A 20007-nucleotide genomic window follows, 5' to 3' on the forward strand; every position below is an offset into this window, starting at 1 on the left:
GGGTTCTTGCTTTTTGGCACTCAGGAATTCAGGGATCGTTCCCAACCGTATCCAGCAGTTTGTTTTTAAAGATAAACAAACACGCCTCGTTGAAATTCTCCGCTCCCAGGCGTTCAGAGAGCGTCGTTCGTTTGCGATAGAGGCTTTTCACCGACGTATTCAGCTCATCGGCAATGGCTTCCATCGACATCCCTGCCCTCAGCAACCGCAGCATGACCGCTTCGTGCTTGCCAGGCCGTAAATTAAGCAGCCACCTCGTGGTCAGGCGCCTGCCCTTCATATTGAGAATCAGATTAAACAGCGAGGCCATATCCGGCGCGGTGAGCGACGTGTTCATAAATAACGTCATACTGAGCAGATTCTCCTCGCGGTGTCGCATATCAAGCATAACGCAGCAGATTGTTTTTTTCGTTCTGGCCGGATGGCGTATCAGGTAATCATATAAACGGAGCGGAGAACGGCTATCAATCAACACAGAATATTCATCTGCACCGTTATCAAATATGTTTCTGTCAATCTTGTCGAGAAGGATAATATCCGGAAAAAATATCCGCATCCCCCTGGCAAGGTAGCGATCCTGAGTCACTAACACTATTGAAGTTGCCACTAACCATCCCTTTTAGATTAAAGCAAGAACGATCCTTCAAAAAGAAGGCCGCCTTCGTTTTATAGCGCTGTTATTTTAACGATAAATGTATTCTGGCTTTGGATATCCCTCAATACAGACATTGATGAGAAAGACTTCCTGTAGACTATCATTCAATGTCTGCCATTAATTATAAATAAAAAACAATCGCAGAAAAGTCACTTCTCTGAACATTAAGAATTTTTGTCATGAAACTTCCCAAATATGCACAAGAAAGTACTTTAATTGACACAACAAAACCACATAAAAAATATATCCCAGGCTGTCACAATAAAAATAAAATAAATAACTTTCAATGAGTTACAAATAACTCATCAATTCAATAAAAACGTCAAAAACCGCTCGATACAGAATTATCTCAAAACGATAAACCCGCTTTTCAACATATTTATCAGGCAACATATCAGGTGTACATTAGCTTTCACCCAATCCCCTAAGATAAGGATCCATAATTACCTTTAGGTAAGTATCCCGTAACATCACTGCATTTAGATTTAATGTTCTCATTTATGGCCTTTAACGCTGAGTTTAAAGGCGGCCGTGTTATGCAATGGATTCATGATAAACAAATGGCAAATAGATATGGAAAGATCGCTTCGCTTCAATACGTTATTCTTTTATCGCGCCCCAACATTATTGTTCCTGTTATTCCTCTTTCCTGTTCTGGCTCAGGCGACTGAATCCGTTTATGAGCAACAGATTCAACAGGCGCGTAACGGTAATTACACGCCGTTTCTCGATTATCTTCAGCGTTATCAGCAGCAGCATGCACTGACACCTGAACAGGTAGCGGACTGGTTACAGGTGGCAGCCTGGGCGGGTCATGATGACGAGGTTATTCAGGTGTGGCAGCGTTACGGCATTTATATGCCGCTGCCCGCCCGTGGCGTTGCTGCCGTCGCGCAATCCAGGCGAAATCAAAAAGCATGGCAGCCGGCCCTCACGCTCTGGAAAGAGGCGCGTAGCCTTGCGCCGGAAAACGACGATTATCGTATCGGCTACATCAAAACCCTGGCCGATGCCCGCATGGATACGCTTGCCCTGCAGGAAGCCCGACGGCTGGTGGCGGAAAATCCCTCTCAGGCGCATCTTCAGACGCTCTCGTATGTCTGGTTACGCCAGGGAAAAAGCTGGGATCGGCTTCTGGCAGACACGCGCGCGCTGAATATCGCACCTGAGAATAAAGCGCTCCTCAGCGAGCTGCTCGACGCGCTTACGGATAACCGGGTGAATACCCCCGCGCTCCAGCTTTCACAAAGCGTGACGCTGTCCCCCGCGGAGCGTCGCCGTCTTGAGCGTAATGCCGCCGCCGAACAGGTTCGCCTTGCCGATGTGCCTGGCAGAACAGAAAAGGAGCGCCTGCAGCTTGCGCAAACCGCACTGAATCGTTACGACACCCTGCTTGCTCGCTGGCAAAACGAGCCGCAGGCCGCGGAAGACGTCGCCCTTGCGCGTATCGACAGGCTCGGCGCGCTGTATGCCCATGCCGATTATCCGCGGGTCATCCGTGAATATCAGGATCTGACGGCAGCCCGGCATCCGGTGCCGGGCTGGGCAATCGGCTGGGTGATCTCCGCGTATCTGCAGGAGAAAAACGCGGCCGCCGCCTTCTCGCTTCTGCAACGTTATCCGCAATACGCTTCCGACCCGCAGGATGAGGAGCACGCGCTTTTCTACGCCTGGCTGGATACGGGAGAATATCAGTCCGCCCGCCAGTACGTGGAGCGTCAGACCCGCGATGTCCCCTGGACCCGTTACGATTTTGGCTCCCCTACCCCTCAGCCGAACGATCGGTGGCTTACCGGGCAGTCGCTCCGTTTTAACTATTTGCTGGCAACGAATGCCCTGCCGGAAGCCGAAACGCTGGCGCACCATCTGGCGACGACGGCGCCGGGCAATCAGGGGTTACAGATTGACTACGCCACCCTGCTTCAGGCGCGGGGCCTGCCGCGCGCGGCCGAGCAAAAACTGAAAATGGCGGAGGCGCTGGAGCCCTCGAATCTGGAACTGGAGCAGCAGCAGGCCTACGTCGCGATGGATCTGCAGGAGTGGCGACAGATGGATTTACTGGCCGACGACGTGCTGGCTCGCGCGCCCGCCGATCGCAGCGCCAGGCGTCTCGACAGGCTCAGAGCGGTCCACCACATGTCCGAACTGCGCCTCAACGCAAGCAAGGGTTTGCACTCCGATAGTCCCGTCAGCGGGACACACGACCTGAGCTGGGACGCTACGCTCTATGGCCCGCCCGTTGCGGAAAGCTGGCGGCTGTTTGCGGGCACCCGCTACGCGCAGAGTAATTTCGATGAAGGCAAAGGCACCAGCCGTCACCTTTTGGGCGGCGTCGAATGGCGGCCACGCGACCTCCAGCTCGAAGCCGAACTCTCCAGCAACCGCTATCACGGGGAAAACAAGCCGGGGGCTCGCCTCTCGACCACGTACAGCCTGACGGATAACTGGCAGGTCAGCGGCAGCCTCGAACGCCTGTCCCGCACTACGCCTCTTCGGGCGTTACGCAACGGAATTAGCGCCAACCGGGGCGAAGGCGGGGTGCGCTGGTATCAAAACGAGCGGCGTGAGTACCAGTTCAGCGCCGCCCTCAGCCGCTTCTCCGATCATAACCGCCGCCAGGAATACACCCTCACGGGCAAGGAACGTCTCTGGCAAACACCGTCCCTGACTCTGGATCTCGAACCGGGGATCGCTGCCAGCAAAAACAGCCTGCGCGACACGCTCTATTACAACCCGGCGCGGGATCTGTCCGTGACGGCGGCCCTGGCCGTTGACCATGAGATGGTCCGCCATTACGACACCCTCTGGAGCCAGCAGTTCGTGGCGGGAGGCGGCAGCTACTGGCAGCAAAATCAGTCCGCTGGTGCCATCGCCCTGCTGGGTTACGGACAACGCGTTCAGTGGAACAACGTTATTGATACCGGCGTGATGCTGAACTGGGATAAACGCCCTTACGACGGCAAACGCGAGAGCAACCTCTCCGTCACGTTTGACGCGACTTTACGCTTTTAAGGATGAATATGCTGAACACACGTTTTTCCGTGAGCCTGATACTCATCGGCTGGCTCTGCCTTAGCGCGAGCGTTTGCGCGCAGGCGATCTCGTTCATTGCGCCCAAAGCACGGCCGCAGCTGGAGGCGAGTAAACCCTGGCCGAAGAACCAGTTTCTGGTGCTGGCCTACCACGACGTTGAAGACGATGCCGCCGACCAGCGCTACCTCTCCGTGCGCACCAGCGCGTTAAACGAGCAAATAAGCTGGCTTCTGCACAACGGCTATCACGCCATCAGCGTGCAGGACATTCTCGATGCCCATGCCGGGAAAAAAACGCTGCCGCCGAAAGCCGTTCTGCTCAGCTTTGACGACGGCTACAGCAGCTTCTACACCCGCGTCTGGCCGCTTCTTCAGGCATGGAACGTTCCTGCGCTGTGGGCGCCGGTGGGCAGCTGGGTCGATACGCCGGCAAATCAAAAAGTTAACTTCGGCGGTCTGATGACGCCCCGCGATCGCTTCGCGACGTGGGACATGGTGCGCGAGCTCAGCCAGTCCCCGCTGATTGAGATCGGGTCGCATACCTGGGCCTCGCATTACGGCATTCCGGCCAACCCGCAGGGCAGCCGCGAACCGGCCATTGCCAACCGCTTTTACGATAAAGCGACGGGCCGCTATGAAACCGATCGGCAGTTCAACCAGCGGATCGGCGATGACGTTCGCAAAGTGACTGAAAAAATCACGCAGGTGACGGGCAAAGCGCCGCGCGCCTGGGTCTGGCCCTACGGCGCCGCCAACGGTACGTCGCTCGCTATCGCCAGACAGCAGGGTTATCAGCTGGCCTTCACCCTTGAGGACGGGCTGGGGAACGTGCAGGAGCTGGGGAACATCCCCCGTTTGCTGATCGCCGGCAATCCCTCGCTCAAGGCGTTTGCCAGTACGGTCAGCCAGGTTCAGGAGCGCGATCCCGTGCGCGTCATGCACGTCGATCTCGACTACGTTTACGATCCCGATCCGGCCCAGCAGACCCAAAACATCAACAGGCTGATCCAGCGGGTCTATGACATGAAAATCAGCCATGTTTTCCTGCAGGCGTTTGCCGATCCGCAGGGGGACGGCAGGATCACGGCGCTCTATTTCCCCAACCGTCGGCTGCCGGTCCGGGCCGATCTCTTTAATTTTGTCGCCTGGCAGCTACAAACCCGCGCGGGGGTAAAAGTCTTCGCGTGGATGCCGGTGCTCTCGTTCGATCTCGATCCTTCCCTGCCGCGCGTGCAGCGCCGGGATCGTCAAACCGGCCAGCTGCGCGAAGCCACCGAGCCCTATATCCGGCTCTCCCCGTGGGATCCGCAGGTGCGCCAGCAGGTGACGGATATCTATGAAGATCTGGCCCGCTATGCCAGCTTCAACGGGATTTTGTTCCATGACGATGCGGTGCTGACGGACGTGGACGATGCCGGGCAGAATACGACTCGCCAGAAGAGCCAGCGGCTTATCGGCTTTACCCGCACGCTGAGCCAGGCGGTGAAAAACATCCGTGGCCCGCAGATAAAAACCGCCCGCAACATGTTCGCCTTACCCATTCTGCAGCCCGAAAGCGAAGCGTGGTTCGCGCAGAATCTTGATGATTTTCTGGCGGAGTATGACTGGACGGTGCCAATGGCCATGCCGCTGATGGAGTCCGTTCCGGCAGACGAGAGCGATGCCTGGCTGACGCGTCTGGTTAACGCGGTCGCCGCGCGTCCCGGCGCGCTCGATAAAACGATTTTTGAGCTACAGGCCAGGGACTGGGAGCAGAAACCGCAGCGCGCCGTTGCCGATAGCCAGCTTGTGCAGTGGATGCGCGTGCTCCAGCTGAACGGCGTCAAAAACTACGGTTACTACCCCGACGACTTCCTCAACAACCAACCTGATATCTCACGCATCAGGCCTGAATTTTCTTCGTACTGGTACCCTGACAATGACTGATCGCATTATCGCATTCTCTATTTTATGTCTGGTATTCGGGTTGCCATTAGGCGTGGCCGCCCTCTTTACCGGCGAACTGATTCTGGATTTTGTGTTTTTCTGGCCGCTGTTCATGTCGGTGCTCTGGATAACCGGCGGCCTCTATTTCTGGTATCAGCTTGAACGCCACTGGTCGTGGGATAAAGACACGCCCGCCCCGACGCTCGCGGGTGAGCCGCTCATTTCCATTCTTATCCCCTGCTTCAACGAGGGAAGGAATGCCCGGGAGACCATCAGCGCCGCGCTGGATCAGCGGTATGAAAATATAGAAGTCATCGCCATCAACGACGGCTCGTCTGATAACACTGCGCAGGTTCTGCAGGCGCTGGCGCAGGAACAGCCGCGCCTGCGGGTGATTAACCTCGCGGAGAACCAGGGGAAAGCGCTGGCGCTCAAAGCCGGGGCAGCGGCGGCCCGGGGCGATCTGCTGGTCTGCATTGACGGCGACGCCCTGCTCGATCGCGATACCGCCGCTTATCTGGTGGCCCCGCTGATTCAGTATCCCCACGTCGGGGCAGTCACCGGGAACCCGCGTATTCGCACGCGCTCCACGCTGATTGGCCGTATTCAGGTGGGCGAGTTCTCATCCATTATTGGGCTCATTAAGCGGACGCAGCGGATCTATGGCCGGGTCTTTACCGTCTCCGGCGTCATCGCCGCCTTTCGCCGACAGGCGCTGGCGGACGTCGGGTACTGGAGCCCGGACATGATCACCGAAGACATCGACATCAGCTGGAAGCTCCAGCTGCGCCACTGGGATATCTTTTTCGAGCCGCGGGCGCTGTGCTGGATCCTGATGCCGGAGACGCTGAAGGGCCTGTGGAAACAGCGTCTTCGCTGGGCCCAGGGCGGCGCGGAGGTGTTTCTGGTCAACCTTCGCAAGATTGTGCGCTGGGAGCATCACCGCATGTGGCCCCTGTTTATGGAGTACGCGCTGTCAACGCTTTGGGCCTTCGCGTACGCGATGACGGTGCTGCTGTTCATCATCAGTCATGTCGCGCCTGTTCCCGCCAGGCTGACCGTGGAAAACCTTTTTCCACCGGAGTTTACCGGGCTGCTGCTGGGCGTGATGTGCCTGCTGCAGTTCCTGGTCAGCCTGTACATCGAGCGGCGCTATGAACGAAAAGTGGCCAGCTCGCTTTTCTGGGTGATCTGGTTCCCGATGGTGTACTGGATGATCGGCCTGTTCACCACCCTCGTCGCGTTTCCAAAAGTCATGCTTAAACGTCAGCGCGCCCGCGCGCGCTGGATCAGTCCGGACCGGGGAAAAGGAAGCATTTAATGAACGAAAATACCTTAATTTTGACCGAGCATCGGCTATTGCCACGCCTTTTCGATGCCGCGTTAACGCTGGTGGCGTGGGGAGGATTTCTGTTTTTCCTGTATGCCCGGCTCTGGATGCAGCTAACCGATGAGAGCGACCACCGCTGGGGCGTGATTATTGCGTCCTTTAATACGGTGTTGATCTATTTGCTGTTCGCCGCGCTCAACGGCTGACTGCTGATTTTGTGGTATCAGTACAACCGCCGCCGCGCCCACGTGAGACGGCGTCAGCCGGGCTATTTTCACCAGGAGGAGCTGGCGCGCAGCTTTAATGTTTCACCGCAGATCATATCTGAAATGAGCCAGTACAACCTGCTGACGGTGTACCACGACCAGATTGGCCGCATCATCGATCTGAAGATCAATGGGCAGGAAGAGGAAGAACAGTAACGAAAAGCCCCTGCAGGATGCCCTGCGGGGGCTTTTTTGCGGGTAAGAACTACTTATCTTTAACCACGATCAGCGGCTCAATATCGCTCTCTTTCTTCACCACCAGCGAGTCATCACCGCGCAGACAGGTTCCGCCGTAGTTCCCGCCCACGGTGAAGGTGCAGACCTGTATGTACTTGCCGTCGACCTTCGGCAGACACCACAGCTGCTGGTAGATGTTTTTACGGTCGACAAACTTGCCGCTGGATTTATCCAGCAGTTCGTCCTGAGCGCTGATGAGATCGATATTACTGCCACAGCGTCCGGCAATCGGCTTAACGGCATAGCCGGTCTGCTTCAGCAGATCGTTAACCTCAAAATCGGTGTCTAACAGGTAACGGTGGTTCGGGAACAGCTGCCACAGTACCGGGAGAATCGCCTTGTTGCCGGGAATCACGGTCCACAGCGGTTCGAAGACCAGCACCTCCGGGCGCAGCAGGACGTCAATCAGGCGCACCTCGCCCTCGGGATGTCCGGTGCGGATCGGCACCGCGGCGTATTCGGTTTCGCTGACCTCGCGGATCTGCTCTATCGCCGTTTCCCACGCCCAGGTTTTCCACACGCAGTTGACGTGGCGGCCTTCATCGTCAATCAGCTGCCCGGCGGCATCCCAGCTGAGCGCCTCCAGCCCGTGCAGGATTTTGGTCTCGAACCCGGCCTGCATCAGCGAACGCTGAATAAAGAGCGCGTGATAGTCCTCTTCGACATCGTTGTCCTGCATGATGTGGACAAACGGCCGGGCGTGGCTGTGCTTCCATGCGCCGGTCAGCTCTTCCAGCAGCCCTTCCGCCGGGTTATGCCCGTTGCCGCGATAGCCGTTTTTCACCCACTCTTCGAGAATCAGCCCGCCCTCGGTATGGCAGGAGGCGGAGTCGGCGTTGTACTCGTAGACCTTTATGCCGCGCTCATCCATGCAGAAATCCATACGACCGGTGATCATATGGTGGCGACGCCACTGCCAGGAGAGGCGCAGGCGCGGCCAGAGGATTTTCGGGATGTCGAAAAGCGCCAGCAGGCTGTCGTCTTTCAGCACCTTGTCCGTCGCGTGCAGGTACATCAGGTGCAGTTCGTTGGTGGCCTTGATCAGCTCCTGCTCGGCGCTTTCGGTAATGGTGAAGTACTGGCAGGGATCTTTGTTGATCACATGGCCGTTGGCGCGGATATACGCCTGCTGCAGCGCGTCATTTTCGTTGAGCCATTTTCCGTCGAACTGACGCGTGTTTTTCAGCCGCGCGCCGCTGATTTTCAACAGTTCGCCGTCGATTTCCGGCTGGGGAATGCTGTGTTCCGTGTCGTCGGTCTGGATCATCCAGCCGAGAATCTCCGTGTCGTTGAAGGTGTCATGGATCGTATAACACCCGTTCTCCACGCTCAGACGCAGCTCTCGCGTCCACTGCTGCCCGAGCGGCAGCGGGGAGTGAATCACGTTCTGCTCCGCGATACGTACCTTATCGTCCAGAAGCTGGGTGATCACCGCCACGTGGCCGGTCTCGTGAAACTCGCCGCCCTTTTGCCAGATCAGCAGCGCCCCGGCGCGCGGCGCGCGTTTTGAGCCATTGGCAAAAGCCTGAAGGGGCAGAATGTTATCGTTCACCACCTGACGCAAAAAGCGCAGAGAGAAGATCTCCCACGCCATACCGACGTCGGTAAACACGAAGCCATAGTTGAGAAACAGGAAACGGCGGGCAAACTCAACGCACTGCCACTTGTGGCCCATGTATTCGTTGCCGATGTAGCTGCGAAAATCCGCATCTTGCGGGTAGTTGCGCGGGTCCAGACTGCCGTAATTTGAAGAGTAAATCGCCACGCCACCGGGCGCATAGCCTAACAATGTCCCGAATGGCGCATCACTGCTTAACGTTCCTTTACGCATGTATCCAACCTAAAACAGGCAGGCGGCAATTTTTTAGGGGTTGTCGTCGTCTGCACGTTGTAATTAACCTGACAGAGGTGGATTTATCATACACCTGCGTGGCAAATTATTCGTCGCAACAATGACTAAAATTCACAACATCAGGAGTCAACATGAGCGTACAGGCGCAAGCGCTGGAATGGGGCCACGGCCCGCGAACCTTTGAAGTGTTTCTGGAACCAACCTGCCCCTTCTCGGTGAAGGCGTTTAACAAGCTGAATGCGTTTCTGGAACAGGTTGGGGAAGACAAGGTCACGGTCAAAATCCGCCTCCAATCCCAGCCGTGGCATCTGTTCTCCGGCATGATCGTGCGCTGCATTCTGGCGGCCTCCACGCTGCCGGACGGCAAAGCCGCCGCCCGTAAGGTGATGCAGGCGGTGGCCGACCATCGCGAAGAATTTGAATTTACCGACCACTGCAGCGGTTCGAATATGCAGGCCACGCCGGACGAGATTATCGCCAGGATCGAGGGCTACAGCGGGGTGCAGGTTGCAGGTGCGTTTGCCCGGCCGGAACTGCAAAATGAGATCAAATGGCACTGCAAATACGCCCGCCAGAACGGCATTCACTTCTCGCCGACGTTTATGGTTAACGGCCTGGTGCAGGCGGATTTAGGCAGCGGCGATGACGTAGAGGTTTGGGCGAAGCGGGTGTTGGGATAGCGTTGTGCCGCCGGTCATGCCGGGTGGCGCTGCGCTTACCCAGCCTACAAAACCTCGTAGGTCGGGTAAGGCGAAGCCGCCACCCGACAGATCCAAAGCTCAATCCTTAAACAACCAGCATGCCGCGAAATGCCCTGGCGCGATCTCCTGCATCACTGGCTCCTGCGTCTGACAAACCGGCATGGCGTGCGGGCAGCGGCTGCAAAACTTACAGCCCGGCAGCGCGGACGTGGGGCCAGGAATATCGCCGCGCAGGGTGGCGTCTTCGAGAGTGCGGATGCGCGGATCGGACTGAGGAACCGCCGCCAGCAGCGCGCGGGTGTAAGGGTGCGCCGGACGCTGATACAGTTCATTCGCCGGGGCCACCTCCACCAGTTTACCGAGATACATCACCCCAATACGGCTGGAGATATGGCGCACCATGGAGAGATCGTGGGCGATGAACAGGTAGGTTAGCCCCAGCTCCTGCTGCAGATCCTGCAGAATATTCACCACCTGCGCCTGCACCGAAACGTCCAGCGCCGAGAGCGGCTCATCGCACAGCACAAATTCAGGATGCACGGACAACGCGCGGGCAATACTGATGCGCTGACGCTGCCCGCCGCTGAACTCGTGCGGGAACCGTTCAAGGTGTTCGTGCTTCAGCCCCACTTTGTAGAGCAGGGTTTCCGTACGTTCCCGCTGTTCTTCGCGGCTGTAGCCGTGGATCTGCATCGGTTCGGCCACCAGCTGCCGCACGGTCATGCCGGGGTTGAGCGAGGAGTAAGGATCCTGAAAAATCGCCTGCATCCGTTTACGCAGCGGCTTGAGCTCTCTTTCGCGGGCGTGGGCGATTGACTGTCCGGCAAAGTGGATCTCGCCCGAGGTGATATCGAAAAGGCGCAGTATGGCGCGCCCGAGGGTGGATTTTCCGCAGCCGGACTCCCCTACCAGGCCAAACGTCTCGCCAGGCTGGATATCAAAGCTCACGCCATCAACCGCCTTCACGGCCGCGCCTTTACGCAGCAAACCGCCGTTAAGCGGATAGTGCTTGCGCAGATCGCGCACGCTCACTAATGGCACCTGTAGTTCACTCATGCCTGAATCTCCTTATCGGCCCACAGCCAGCAGGCGGCGCGATGGCCCTCTCCCATGGCGTAAAAAGCGGGCTGCCGTTCACACTGGGGCATGCGTTTCGGACAGCGTTCCGCGAACGGACAGCCAGGCGGCGGGTTAAGCAGGCCAGGCGGCGAACCATCAATGGGCGATAAATGGTGATTGACCTCATCCGGGCGCGGCAGCGAGGCCAGCAGCCCCTGGGTGTAAGGGTGCGCAGGACGATAAAAAATGTCCTCCACGCACCCCTCCTCCATCACCAGCCCGCCGTACATCACCACCACGCGGCTGCAGACCTGCGCCACCACGCCGAGATCGTGGGTGATCAGCAAAATCGCGGTCCGGGTCTGCTGTTGCAGACTTTTCAGGAGGCGCAGGATCTGCGCCTGAATGGTCACGTCCAGCGCGGTAGTCGGTTCATCAGCAATAAGAAGCTTCGGGTTGCAGGAGAGCGCAATGGCGATCATCACCCGCTGGCGCATCCCACCGCTAAACTCGTGCGGATACTGGTCGTACCGACGTTCCGCCTCGGCAATCCCCACCTGTTCCAGCATGGCGATCGCCGCCGCTTTGGCCGCTTTTTTGGTCAGCCCTTTATTGCGCATCAGGATCTCCGCCATCTGCTTACCGATGGTCAGCACCGGGTTCAGGGCGGTCATCGGATCCTGGAAAATCATCGCGATCTCGTTGCCGCGAATGGCGCGCATCTGCGCGGGCGTTTTCTGCGCCAGGTCCTCATTCTGGAAGCGGATGCTGCCGCCGGTTATCCGTCCGTTGCTCCCCAGAAGCTGAATGATCGACTTACAGGTGACGCTTTTCCCGCAGCCCGACTCGCCAACAATGCCGACAAGTTCTCCCGCCTGCACCTGAAAGCTCACGCCGCGCACCGCGTGAACCTCGCCCTCGCGGGTGCGGAACGTGGTTTGCAGGTTCTCAAGCGCTAATAAGCTACTCATCGCGATTCGCTCCTGGCTCAAAGGCGGTACGGAACACATCGCCCAGCACGTTAAAGCTGAACACCGTCAGCAGGATAAGAATGCCGGGGAACATCGCCAGCCACGACGCTTCGCCAATATAGGACTGCGCGTTGTTAAGCATGCTTCCCCACGACGCCGCAGGCGCCTGCACGCCCAGCCCTAAGAAGCTGAGCGTTGACTCCATCAGAATGGCGGAGGCGATATTGAGCGTGGCCGCCACAATAATGGTCGGCAGCACGCCGGGAATAATGTGGCGCACGATAATACGCAGCGGATGCTCCCCCGACGCGCGGGCATAAAGCACGTACTCGCGCTCTTTCACCGACAGGGTTTCAGCACGCACCAGACGTGACATGTTCATCCACGTCAGCAGGCTGATAATCAGAATGATGTTATCCACGCCCGGCTTGAGGTAAGCATTCACCACCAGCAGCAGGAAGAAGGCCGGAATGGCCATCAGGATATCCACGGCGCGCATCATCAGGTTATCCAGCCAGCCGCCAAAATAGCCGCTCACCGTTCCCACCAGCGTGCCGATAAGCGTGGAAAAGAGCATGGCGAGAAAACCGACCATCAGGGAGATCTGGCCGCCGTACAGCGCGCGGGTAAAGTAGTCGCGTCCGTACTCGTCGGTGCCAAACCAGTGTGCGGCATCCGGCGGCAGCGTGCGTGCGCCGAGCGCCATCCGGTCCGGATCGTACGGACTTAAGCCCGCACAGAGCGCGGCGACAACGAAAATAAAAAGCACAAACAGGGAGAACTGCGCCGGACGGTTGCGGCGCAGCTGGTGACGAACCTGCTGCCAGCGTCTGCTCATCCGGGTTACCTCAGCGTACGAATGCGGGGATCGGCGAAGCGATAAAGCACATCGGCGATCAGGTTACCGACGATCAGCATCATCGACGAGAGCATGATGATCGCCATGATCAGCGGGTAGTCCAGCGAGGCAATCGACTGGATCCCGAGCAGCCCCATCCCTGGCCAGGAGAAGACGCTTTCCGTCACATAAGCCCCCACAATCAGCTCACCGAACGACAGGCCGAACAGGGTGATCACCGGCAACAGCACGTTTTTCAGCACGTGGCGGAAGAGAATACTGGAACGCGTCGCGCCGTAGGCAAGCTGAGTCTGCACGTAGTCGGCCGAGAGCTGCGAGATGGTGTTGGAGCGGATGTAACGCACGTAGCTGGAGAGGTTGTAGAACGTCAGCGCAATACACGGCAGCACGCCGTGACGCAGCACGTCCAGCGCGTTATCCTCCATGCCGATGGTGCGCATCCCCATGCTGGGGAACCAGTTAAGCTGCACGGCAAAAACGGTGATGAGCAAGATGCCGAACCAGAAAATCGGTACCGAGATGCCGATATAGGCGAACAGGTTCAGCAGGTGATCCAGCCAGCGGTGCTTAAATGCCCCCGCCAGCAGGCCCAGGGGGATCGCCAGCACGATCGCCATCAGCAGCGACGCGCCCATCAGCCCCAGCGTGGCCGGAATGCGTTCGCCGATCATCTCCAGCACCGGGCGGTGATAAATCAGCGAATAGCCGAGATCGCCCTGCAGGACGTTTTTCAGCCACAGGACGTACTGCGTGACCAGCGGCTTATCCAGCCCCAGGCTCTGGCGAATACGTTCAATATCTTCCGGGGCCATACGCGGCGTAATGTACGCCGCCACCGGATCGCCGGGCGCGAGTTTGACCAGCAAAAACGCCACCAGCGAAATAAAGAACAGCATCGGCAGCAGCTGCAGCAGCCGACGCGTGAGGAGTGTGTTCACGACATGCCCTTACAAAAGCCCCGACCTGATGGCCGGGGCAATCGCTTATTTCTGATAGATTTTTGACAGATCCTGGAACAGATAGACCGGTTTCGGCTCCGCTTCCTCGGTACCGCCGAAGCGCTTGTCCACCGCGACGGTCGCGTTGGTGTAGGCAATCGGGTAGTAGGTCATGTCGTTCGCCACGGTCTGCTGAATGTGCTTGTAGATATCGGCACGTTTCGCGGCGTCGGTTTCCACTGCGCCTTTATCCCACAGGGCATCAAACTGCGGATTTTTGTAGTGCGCGTAGTTATAGGCTTCGTTGCTCATGAACAGCGATTTGTAACCGTCCGGCTCGGAGCCCATGATGTAGCCGCCCAGGTTCAGCTCCCACGCGGTGTTGTTCATATCGAGGCTGCGCTGAGACATGGCGTTGGAGTCCAGCGGCATCAGCTCCACGTTCACCCCAATGCCCTTCAGCGCCTGCTGAATATAGAGCGCCATGCTCTCCTGGGTTTTGTTGGTGTTCACATACGCCAGGCGCAGCTTGAGGTTATCCGGCGCGCCGGACGCTTTAAGCAGCTCTTTGGCCTTTTGCAGATTGAATGTGTACTGCTCAACGTCATCCGTCTTGTAAAGCGTGTCGGGCGTCAGGAACGAGGTCGCCGGTTTTGCGTAGTCCAGCGAGGTAAACGCGGTCTGGGTCAGCTCGTCTTTGTTAATGGCGTAAGCAATGGCCTGACGCAGTTCTTTGCTCTTCATTACCGGCACGTTCTGGTTGAACGTCATATAGGCCAGACGGCCTTCCGGATAGACCACGAAGTCAAACTTACCGGTATTTTTCAGGCGGTTCACGTCCTGCGGGTCCACCATTTTGAGGTTGATTTCACCGTTTTGCAGCGCAAGGTTGGCGGCGTTGCTGTCTTTGGCGAAACGGTAGGTGACCGAATCAAGCTTCGCTTTGCCGTTCCAGTAATCATCAAAACGGGTCAGGGCGTAGTACTGCCCGGCGCGGTACTCTTTGAATTTGAACGGGCCAGAGCCGACCGGCGCATCGTTTTTGCTACTCTTTTCCAGGTCCCCTTCACCGGCGAACACGTGCTGCGGGATCGGGTAGATCTGTACCAGCGTGCCGGTAAAGGCCGCGCTGACCTGCGGTAAGGTGAACTTAACGGTGCGGTCGTCGACCTTGCTCACCTCAACAGGCTTACCGCCCCAGGTAAACATGCTGCGGAAGAAGCTGTGCTGTTTGGCATCCAGCAGCTTATTGAAGGTGAAGACCACGTCGTCCGCCGTCAGCGGCTCTCCGTCCTGCCATTTCAGGTTGGGTTTTAACGTCAGGGTGTAGCTCAGGTTGTCGGCGGAGGGCGTCAGGCTTTCGGCCAGGCCCCATTCAATGTTGCCGTTATTAAAGCTGTACAGCGGAGCATAAAGCGCCTGCATGATCGTTAACGTCGTACGGTCGCTGGCATAGAGCGGATTCACGGCTAACGGGTCGCCGGAAGTAATACCGATAATCAGCGAACCGCCCTCTTTTGGCGCGTCGCTTTTTGCCGCCGCGGCCGTATTTGTCTCTTTATTTTTCGCATCATCACAGCCAGCCAGGCCTAACGCGAGCGAAACGACCACTGCCGATAACAGAAGCTTGCGCATCTCACTAACTCCTTGCCTTATAAAGTGTTTATGACTGTATCTTTTATTTATGTTGAAGCATCATATTCAGCTTTATCGGTTTACGCATTAATTATGAAAATGCGATTTTCGATTAAGCTTATGCCGTATTTGATATATATAAGCAGCAGAAGGAATAGCGGTTAATTGATTGCGCTCACAACGTTAAACGCTTCACAAATCTCCTGCTACACTGCCTCAACACATCACTCAAAAGGCAGGCCAACATGTCAGACAACACGTATCAGCCACCCAAAGTGTGGGAATGGAATAAGAACAACGGCGGCGCGTTCGCCAATATTAACCGTCCGATCTCCGGCGCAACGCATGAGAAGGATTTGCCCGTCGGTTCGCACCCGCTGCAGCTCTACTCTCTGGGGACACCGAACGGCCAGAAAGTGACGATCATGCTCGAAGAGCTGCTGGCGCTGGGCGTGACGGGCGCGGAGTACGACGCGTGGTTGATTCGCATCGGCGAGGGCGACCAGTTCTCCAGCGGCTTCGTTGAGGTGAACCCGAACTCGAAAATTCCGGCGCTTCGTGACCACTCCACCACCCCGCCAACGCGCGTTTTTGAATCCGGCAGCATTCTGCTCTATCTGGCGGAAAAATTTGGTCACTTCCTGCCAAAAGACCCGGCAGGCCGCACCGAAACCCTGAACTGGCTGTTCTGGTTACAAGGGGCTGCGCCGTTCCTCGGTGGCGGGTTTGGTCACTTCTATAATTACGCCCCCGTGAAGATTGAGTATGCGATCGACCGCTTCACCATGGAAGCCAAACGCCTGTTCGACGTGCTGGACAAACAGCTGGCGCGCGGCCGCTACGTGGCGGGTGAGGAATATACCATCGCGGACATGGCGGTCTGGCCGTGGTTCGGCTGCGTGGCGCTGGGTAGCGTGTATAACGCCGCCGAGTTCCTGGATGCTGAGAAATACACTAACGTGCAGCGCTGGGCGAAAGATGTGGCCAATCGTCCTGCTGTGAAGCGGGGTCGTATCGTCAACCGCACCAGCGGCGAGCTGAACGAGCAGCTCCACGAACGCCATGCGGCGAGCGATTTCGATACCAACACGGAAGATAAACGTCAGGGCTGATGAATGACCGGGCGGTTCGCCGCCCTTCTTCGGCGTTGAGAAAATTGAGTCAGTTTTCTACCGGAAGGATCTTCGTATGTCAGGCCCGACGCTCAAACAGACCCGCCAGCAGAGCATCGTTGATCTGCTGAGTCAACGCGACTGGCTAACGACCGACGCACTGGCAAAGACACTCTCGGTCAGCAAGGAGACGATCCGCCGCGATCTGAATATCCTTCAGCAGCAGGGCAAGATCCTGCGCCAGCACGGCCGCGCGCGGCTCATCCACCCCAACAGCCGCGACGGCGGCGAGCCTTTTGGCGCACGCTTAAAAAGCCATTACGCTGATAAAGCCGATATCGCCCGCCACGCGCTGGACTGGATCAGTGAAGGGATGACCATCGCCCTCGACGCCAGCTCGACCTGTTTTCACCTGGCGCGCCAGCTTCCGGATATTGAACTCACCGTATTTACCAACAGCCTGCCAATCTGTCATGAGATGGCAAAGCGTGAGCGGATCACGCTCATCTGCTCAGGGGGTACCCTTGAACGCAAGTACCAGTGCTACGTCAATTCCTCTCTCACCACTCAGCTAAAAGGGCTGGAGATAGACCTGTTTGTTTTCTCCTGCGAAGGCGTTGATGAGCAAGGTACGCTGTGGGATCCGGTGGAGCACAACGCGGACTTTAAAGCACGACTCTTAAACCGCGCAAGCCAGTCGCTGCTGCTGATTGATAAAAGCAAATTCCAGCGGTCAAGTGAGGTGAGGATAGGTCAGCTGTCACAGGTGACGCAGGTGATTCAGCGGGATAGTCTTTCAATGCGGTAAGGGGTCAGGCCGCGACAGGCGACCCGACCCGATAAGGTTATGCGGTGAGGCGGAACTTTTGCACTGAACGTTGCAGCTCTTCGGTCTGACGCTCAAGGGCAGAGGCGGCGGCGGAGACCTGCTCCACCAGCGAGGCGTTCTGCTGGGTGACGCCATCCATCTGGGTGATAGCGATGCCCACCTGAGAAATGCCCTTACTTTGCTCTTCTGACGCAGACGCAATTTGCTTCATGATGGTGGTCACTTCCGTCACGTCGCGCAGAATCGCTTCCATGGTGGTACCGGTATCGTTCACCAGCTGCGCGCCCTGCTCTACGCGTGAAACAGAGTCGGCGATCAGCCCTTCAATCTCTTTCGCCGCGTTGGCACTGCGGCTTGCCAGGTTGCGTACCTCACCTGCCACTACGGCAAAGCCACGTCCCTGCTCCCCTGCGCGCGCCGCTTCCACTGCGGCGTTGAGCGCCAGAATGTTGGTCTGGAAGGCAATGCTGTTGATCACGGTAGTGATTTCCGCAATTTTCTTCGAGCTGTCTGAAATGCCGCTCATGGTGGAGACGACATCTTCCACCAGCGAGCCGCCACGGCTGGCTGTGGTTGATGCCACGTCTGCCAGATCGCTGGCCTGACGCGCGCTTTCCGCGTTCAGTTTTACGGTTGCCGTGAGCTGTTCCATGCTGGCCGCCGTCTCTTCCAGCGCGGCGGCCTGCTCTTCGGTGCGTGACGAGAGATCGTTGTTACCGCTGGAGATCTCCGTTGCCCCGCGCCAGATATTCTCGCTGCCAGAACGGATGGTGCTCACCGCTTCGCGCAGGCTGTCCTGCATGGCGCTCAGCAGCGGCACCAGTTGCCCCACGCAGTTACGGCCAAAGGGTTCAATCGGCTGACTGAGATCGCCCTGCGCAATCTGGCGGAACTGATGACGAATACGATCCAGCGGTTTTACCAGCATCGCGACCAGGTAACGGTCGGTGAAGAGCAGGATCAGCAGGCCAATGATGGTTGCGGTGATAATCACCGTGCGGGTCATGCTTGTGAGGCTGTCGACCACCACGCGGGTACTGTCGAGTGCCTTCGCGGCGGCATTGTTAAAGTTCTCTGCCGCCGCCCCGAATGCGCGGCTCAGCGGCGGCGTAACGTTATTGGCCTGCTGGCGATAACCGTCCAGTGATTGCTGTTTAGCCTGCTGCATCTGCGGGGTAACGCCCTGATCAAGCAGGGCCTGCCAGGTGCCGATCACCTGAGCGGAAACCTGCTCATCCATCGGACCGGGTGAAATGGCCTTCATCTCGGCCAGTTTTTTGCTCATGTTATCCAGCGCCTGCTGAGCAGAGGCCAGATCCGGCGTGCCGCCTGCGGCTTTGGTTTCCATTGCGCGGCTCAGGCGTGTGACAAAGCGGAAGTACTGATCGTTACCCTGGCTGAGTACCGTCATCTGTTTAACCAGTTGCCGGTCAACCTCGTTGCCATCCGAAACGCGAGAAAGTGACCAGGTGCTGTACAGACCCACACCCGCCCACATTAAACAAAAGATCCCCAGTATCGTCAGCATGACGAAACGGATAGTGAAATTACGAAGCATCTGCATAGAGTTATCCTTGCCGTGAGGGTGAATTCGCCCAGAGGCGAGTACTCCCTCGTTATCGGCAGATGCTGCGGAAAATCTAACCTTTTATGATCGATCGTGATGCCGTTTTTTTAATTAATTCAGGTACTTTTCAAACCAGCTTAACGTTCGCTGCCAGGCAAGCTCGGCGGCAGGTTCGTCATACCTTGGGGTAGAATCGTTGTGAAATCCGTGGTTTACACCAGGATAGATGTACGCCTCGTAGACCTTATTATTCAATTTAAGCGCTGCTTCATAGGTAGGCCAGCCCTCGTTAATATTTTTGTCGAGTTCGGCATAATGCAGCAGAAGTGGCGCTTTTATCTTTGGAACATCCGCAGCTGCAGGCTGCCGCCCGTAAAAAGGTACGGCGCAATCCAGCTCCGGGTAAGCGACGGCTGCCGCATTCGACACGCCGCCTCCGTAGCAAAATCCGGTGATCCCCACTTTTCCCGTCGCCTCGGGGTACTTTTTCATAAACTCGACGGCGGCAAAGAAGTCATTCATCAGCTTTGTCGGATCGACCTTCTGCTGCAGTACCTTTCCCTCGTCATCATTACCGGGGTAGCCGCCCACCGAGCTTAAGCCGTCCGGGGCCAGCGCAATGTATCCAGCCTTTGCCACGCGCCGCGCCACATCTTCGATATAGGGGTTCAGACCACGGTTTTCATGTACCACCACCACAGCAGGCACTTTCCCGCTGGCCTTGCTCGGTTTTACCAGGTACCCGCGCACCTCTCCGTGACCATTGGGCGACGGATAAGTAATGTATTCCGGGAGGATGTCGGGGTCGGTAAATTTCACCTGCTCTGCAAGCGCATAGTTGGGTTTGAGCATGTTGAACAGCGCCAGCGCCGTTACGCCGCCAACGGCATAGCGTGCCGCAAGGTTAAGGAACTCGCGTTTGGTGATCTTACCGTGGGCGTAATAGTCGTAGTAATCGAGCAATTCCTGGGGAAAGTCTTTGGCTGTCAGGCGCGTCATCGCTTATCTCCAAAATTTGTGATTTGATAAGCATAGAAT

15 protein-coding genes and 1 pseudogene are annotated in these 20007 nt (G+C 57.3%); 7 read left to right on the forward strand and 9 right to left on the reverse strand.

The features are described 5' to 3' along the window. Positions 1–28 precede the first annotated feature (28 nt). A complete protein-coding gene (locus N2K86_RS18365) occupies positions 29–556 on the reverse strand; it encodes a helix-turn-helix transcriptional regulator (RefSeq protein WP_260661726.1) in 528 nt (175 codons plus the stop codon). A gap of 672 nt (positions 557–1228) precedes the next feature. Here N2K86_RS18365 and pgaA point away from each other — a divergent pair. The 4 genes and pseudogenes from pgaA (at position 1229) to pgaD (ending at position 7365) form a co-directional block, all read left to right on the forward strand. Next, entirely contained in the window at positions 1229–3667 is a 2439-nt protein-coding gene (gene pgaA / locus N2K86_RS18370) for a poly-beta-1,6 N-acetyl-D-glucosamine export porin PgaA (protein WP_260659550.1), read from the forward strand. An 8-nt stretch (positions 3668–3675) separates the two neighbouring features. Further along, on the forward strand, positions 3676–5613 hold the full coding sequence (gene pgaB / locus N2K86_RS18375) for a poly-beta-1,6-N-acetyl-D-glucosamine N-deacetylase PgaB (protein ID WP_260659551.1): 1938 nt from the start codon (positions 3676–3678) through the stop codon (positions 5611–5613). Beyond that, positions 5606–6934: a poly-beta-1,6-N-acetyl-D-glucosamine synthase gene (gene pgaC / locus N2K86_RS18380; protein ID WP_260659552.1), complete on the forward strand. Its 1329-nt coding sequence runs from the start codon at positions 5606–5608 to the stop codon at positions 6932–6934. The genes pgaB and pgaC overlap by 8 nt, the downstream gene beginning before the upstream one ends. After that, positions 6934–7365: pseudogene (gene pgaD, locus N2K86_RS18385) on the forward strand (poly-beta-1,6-N-acetyl-D-glucosamine biosynthesis protein PgaD). Before pgaC ends, pgaD begins: the two are co-directional and overlap by 1 nt. A gap of 49 nt (positions 7366–7414) precedes the next feature. On the opposite strand, the gene gss reads toward pgaD, so the two are convergent. Next, positions 7415–9277 carry a bifunctional glutathionylspermidine amidase/synthase gene (gene gss / locus N2K86_RS18390; protein WP_260659553.1) on the reverse strand — a complete coding sequence of 621 codons (1863 nt, stop codon included), beginning with the start codon at positions 9275–9277 and terminating at the stop codon, positions 7415–7417. A gap of 152 nt (positions 9278–9429) precedes the next feature. Here gss and N2K86_RS18395 point away from each other — a divergent pair, with 152 nt between their 5' ends. Continuing rightward, positions 9430–9978, forward strand: a complete 549-nt coding sequence (locus N2K86_RS18395; protein WP_260659554.1) for a DsbA family protein — start codon at positions 9430–9432, stop codon at positions 9976–9978. A gap of 99 nt (positions 9979–10077) precedes the next feature. Here the strand turns inward: N2K86_RS18395 and N2K86_RS18400 are convergent, their stop codons facing one another. Genes N2K86_RS18400 through N2K86_RS18420 form a run of 5 tightly spaced genes read right to left on the reverse strand, consistent with a single transcriptional unit; the run spans position 10078 to position 15461 of the window. Beyond that, the gene (locus tag N2K86_RS18400; protein ID WP_260659555.1) at positions 10078–11055 is read right to left on the reverse strand and encodes an ABC transporter ATP-binding protein; all 978 of its coding nucleotides are present in this window, start codon (positions 11053–11055) and stop codon (positions 10078–10080) included. Then, complete coding sequence (locus N2K86_RS18405; RefSeq protein ID WP_260659556.1) at positions 11052–12029, reverse strand: ABC transporter ATP-binding protein; 978 nt, start codon at positions 12027–12029, stop codon at positions 11052–11054. The genes N2K86_RS18400 and N2K86_RS18405 overlap by 4 nt, the downstream gene beginning before the upstream one ends. Further along, on the reverse strand, positions 12022–12867 hold the full coding sequence (locus N2K86_RS18410; protein ID WP_260659557.1) for an ABC transporter permease: 846 nt from the start codon (positions 12865–12867) through the stop codon (positions 12022–12024). The genes N2K86_RS18405 and N2K86_RS18410 overlap by 8 nt, the downstream gene beginning before the upstream one ends. 5 nt (positions 12868–12872) lie before the next feature. Next, positions 12873–13826: an ABC transporter permease gene (locus N2K86_RS18415; protein ID WP_193805644.1), complete on the reverse strand. Its 954-nt coding sequence runs from the start codon at positions 13824–13826 to the stop codon at positions 12873–12875. A 45-nt stretch (positions 13827–13871) separates the two neighbouring features. Beyond that, positions 13872–15461: an ABC transporter substrate-binding protein gene (locus tag N2K86_RS18420; protein ID WP_260659558.1), complete on the reverse strand. Its 1590-nt coding sequence runs from the start codon at positions 15459–15461 to the stop codon at positions 13872–13874. 245 nt (positions 15462–15706) lie between these two features. Between N2K86_RS18420 and yghU the strand changes: the two genes are divergently transcribed. Continuing rightward, positions 15707–16573 carry a glutathione-dependent disulfide-bond oxidoreductase gene (yghU, locus tag N2K86_RS18425; RefSeq protein ID WP_260659559.1) on the forward strand — a complete coding sequence of 289 codons (867 nt, stop codon included), beginning with the start codon at positions 15707–15709 and terminating at the stop codon, positions 16571–16573. 76 nt (positions 16574–16649) lie between these two features. Continuing rightward, on the forward strand, positions 16650–17381 hold the full coding sequence (gene fucR, locus N2K86_RS18430; protein WP_260659560.1) for an L-fucose operon activator: 732 nt from the start codon (positions 16650–16652) through the stop codon (positions 17379–17381). A 37-nt stretch (positions 17382–17418) separates the two neighbouring features. Here fucR and N2K86_RS18435 read toward each other — a convergent pair whose 3' ends face one another. Next, on the reverse strand, positions 17419–18966 hold the full coding sequence (locus N2K86_RS18435; RefSeq protein WP_260659561.1) for a methyl-accepting chemotaxis protein: 1548 nt from the start codon (positions 18964–18966) through the stop codon (positions 17419–17421). A gap of 114 nt (positions 18967–19080) precedes the next feature. Next, complete coding sequence (yghX, locus tag N2K86_RS18440) at positions 19081–19968, reverse strand: YghX family hydrolase (RefSeq protein WP_260659562.1); 888 nt, start codon at positions 19966–19968, stop codon at positions 19081–19083. Positions 19969–20007: the final 39 nt, after the last annotated feature.

It is taken from the genome of Enterobacter mori (genome assembly GCF_025244905.1).
GTDB classification, from domain to species: Bacteria; Pseudomonadota; Gammaproteobacteria; order Enterobacterales; family Enterobacteriaceae; genus Enterobacter; species Enterobacter mori_A.

Coding starts and splice junctions, on each gene's coding strand:
- N2K86_RS18410 (WP_260659557.1), bottom strand. CDS start 12,867: ATGAGCAGACGCTGGCAGCAGGTTCGTCACCAGCTGCGCCGCAACCGT.
- N2K86_RS18405 (WP_260659556.1), bottom strand. CDS start 12,029: ATGAGTAGCTTATTAGCGCTTGAGAACCTGCAAACCACGTTCCGCACC.
- yghU (WP_260659559.1), top strand. CDS start 15,707: ATGTCAGACAACACGTATCAGCCACCCAAAGTGTGGGAATGGAATAAG.
- pgaC (WP_260659552.1), top strand. CDS start 5,606: ATGACTGATCGCATTATCGCATTCTCTATTTTATGTCTGGTATTCGGG.
- N2K86_RS18365 (WP_260661726.1), bottom strand. CDS start 556: ATGCGGATATTTTTTCCGGATATTATCCTTCTCGACAAGATTGACAGA.
- N2K86_RS18435 (WP_260659561.1), bottom strand. CDS start 18,966: ATGCAGATGCTTCGTAATTTCACTATCCGTTTCGTCATGCTGACGATA.
- yghX (WP_260659562.1), bottom strand. CDS start 19,968: ATGACGCGCCTGACAGCCAAAGACTTTCCCCAGGAATTGCTCGATTAC.
- pgaB (WP_260659551.1), top strand. CDS start 3,676: ATGCTGAACACACGTTTTTCCGTGAGCCTGATACTCATCGGCTGGCTC.
- gss (WP_260659553.1), bottom strand. CDS start 9,277: ATGCGTAAAGGAACGTTAAGCAGTGATGCGCCATTCGGGACATTGTTA.
- N2K86_RS18400 (WP_260659555.1), bottom strand. CDS start 11,055: ATGAGTGAACTACAGGTGCCATTAGTGAGCGTGCGCGATCTGCGCAAG.
- fucR (WP_260659560.1), top strand. CDS start 16,650: ATGTCAGGCCCGACGCTCAAACAGACCCGCCAGCAGAGCATCGTTGAT.
- pgaA (WP_260659550.1), top strand. CDS start 1,229: ATGGAAAGATCGCTTCGCTTCAATACGTTATTCTTTTATCGCGCCCCA.
- N2K86_RS18395 (WP_260659554.1), top strand. CDS start 9,430: ATGAGCGTACAGGCGCAAGCGCTGGAATGGGGCCACGGCCCGCGAACC.
- N2K86_RS18420 (WP_260659558.1), bottom strand. CDS start 15,461: ATGCGCAAGCTTCTGTTATCGGCAGTGGTCGTTTCGCTCGCGTTAGGC.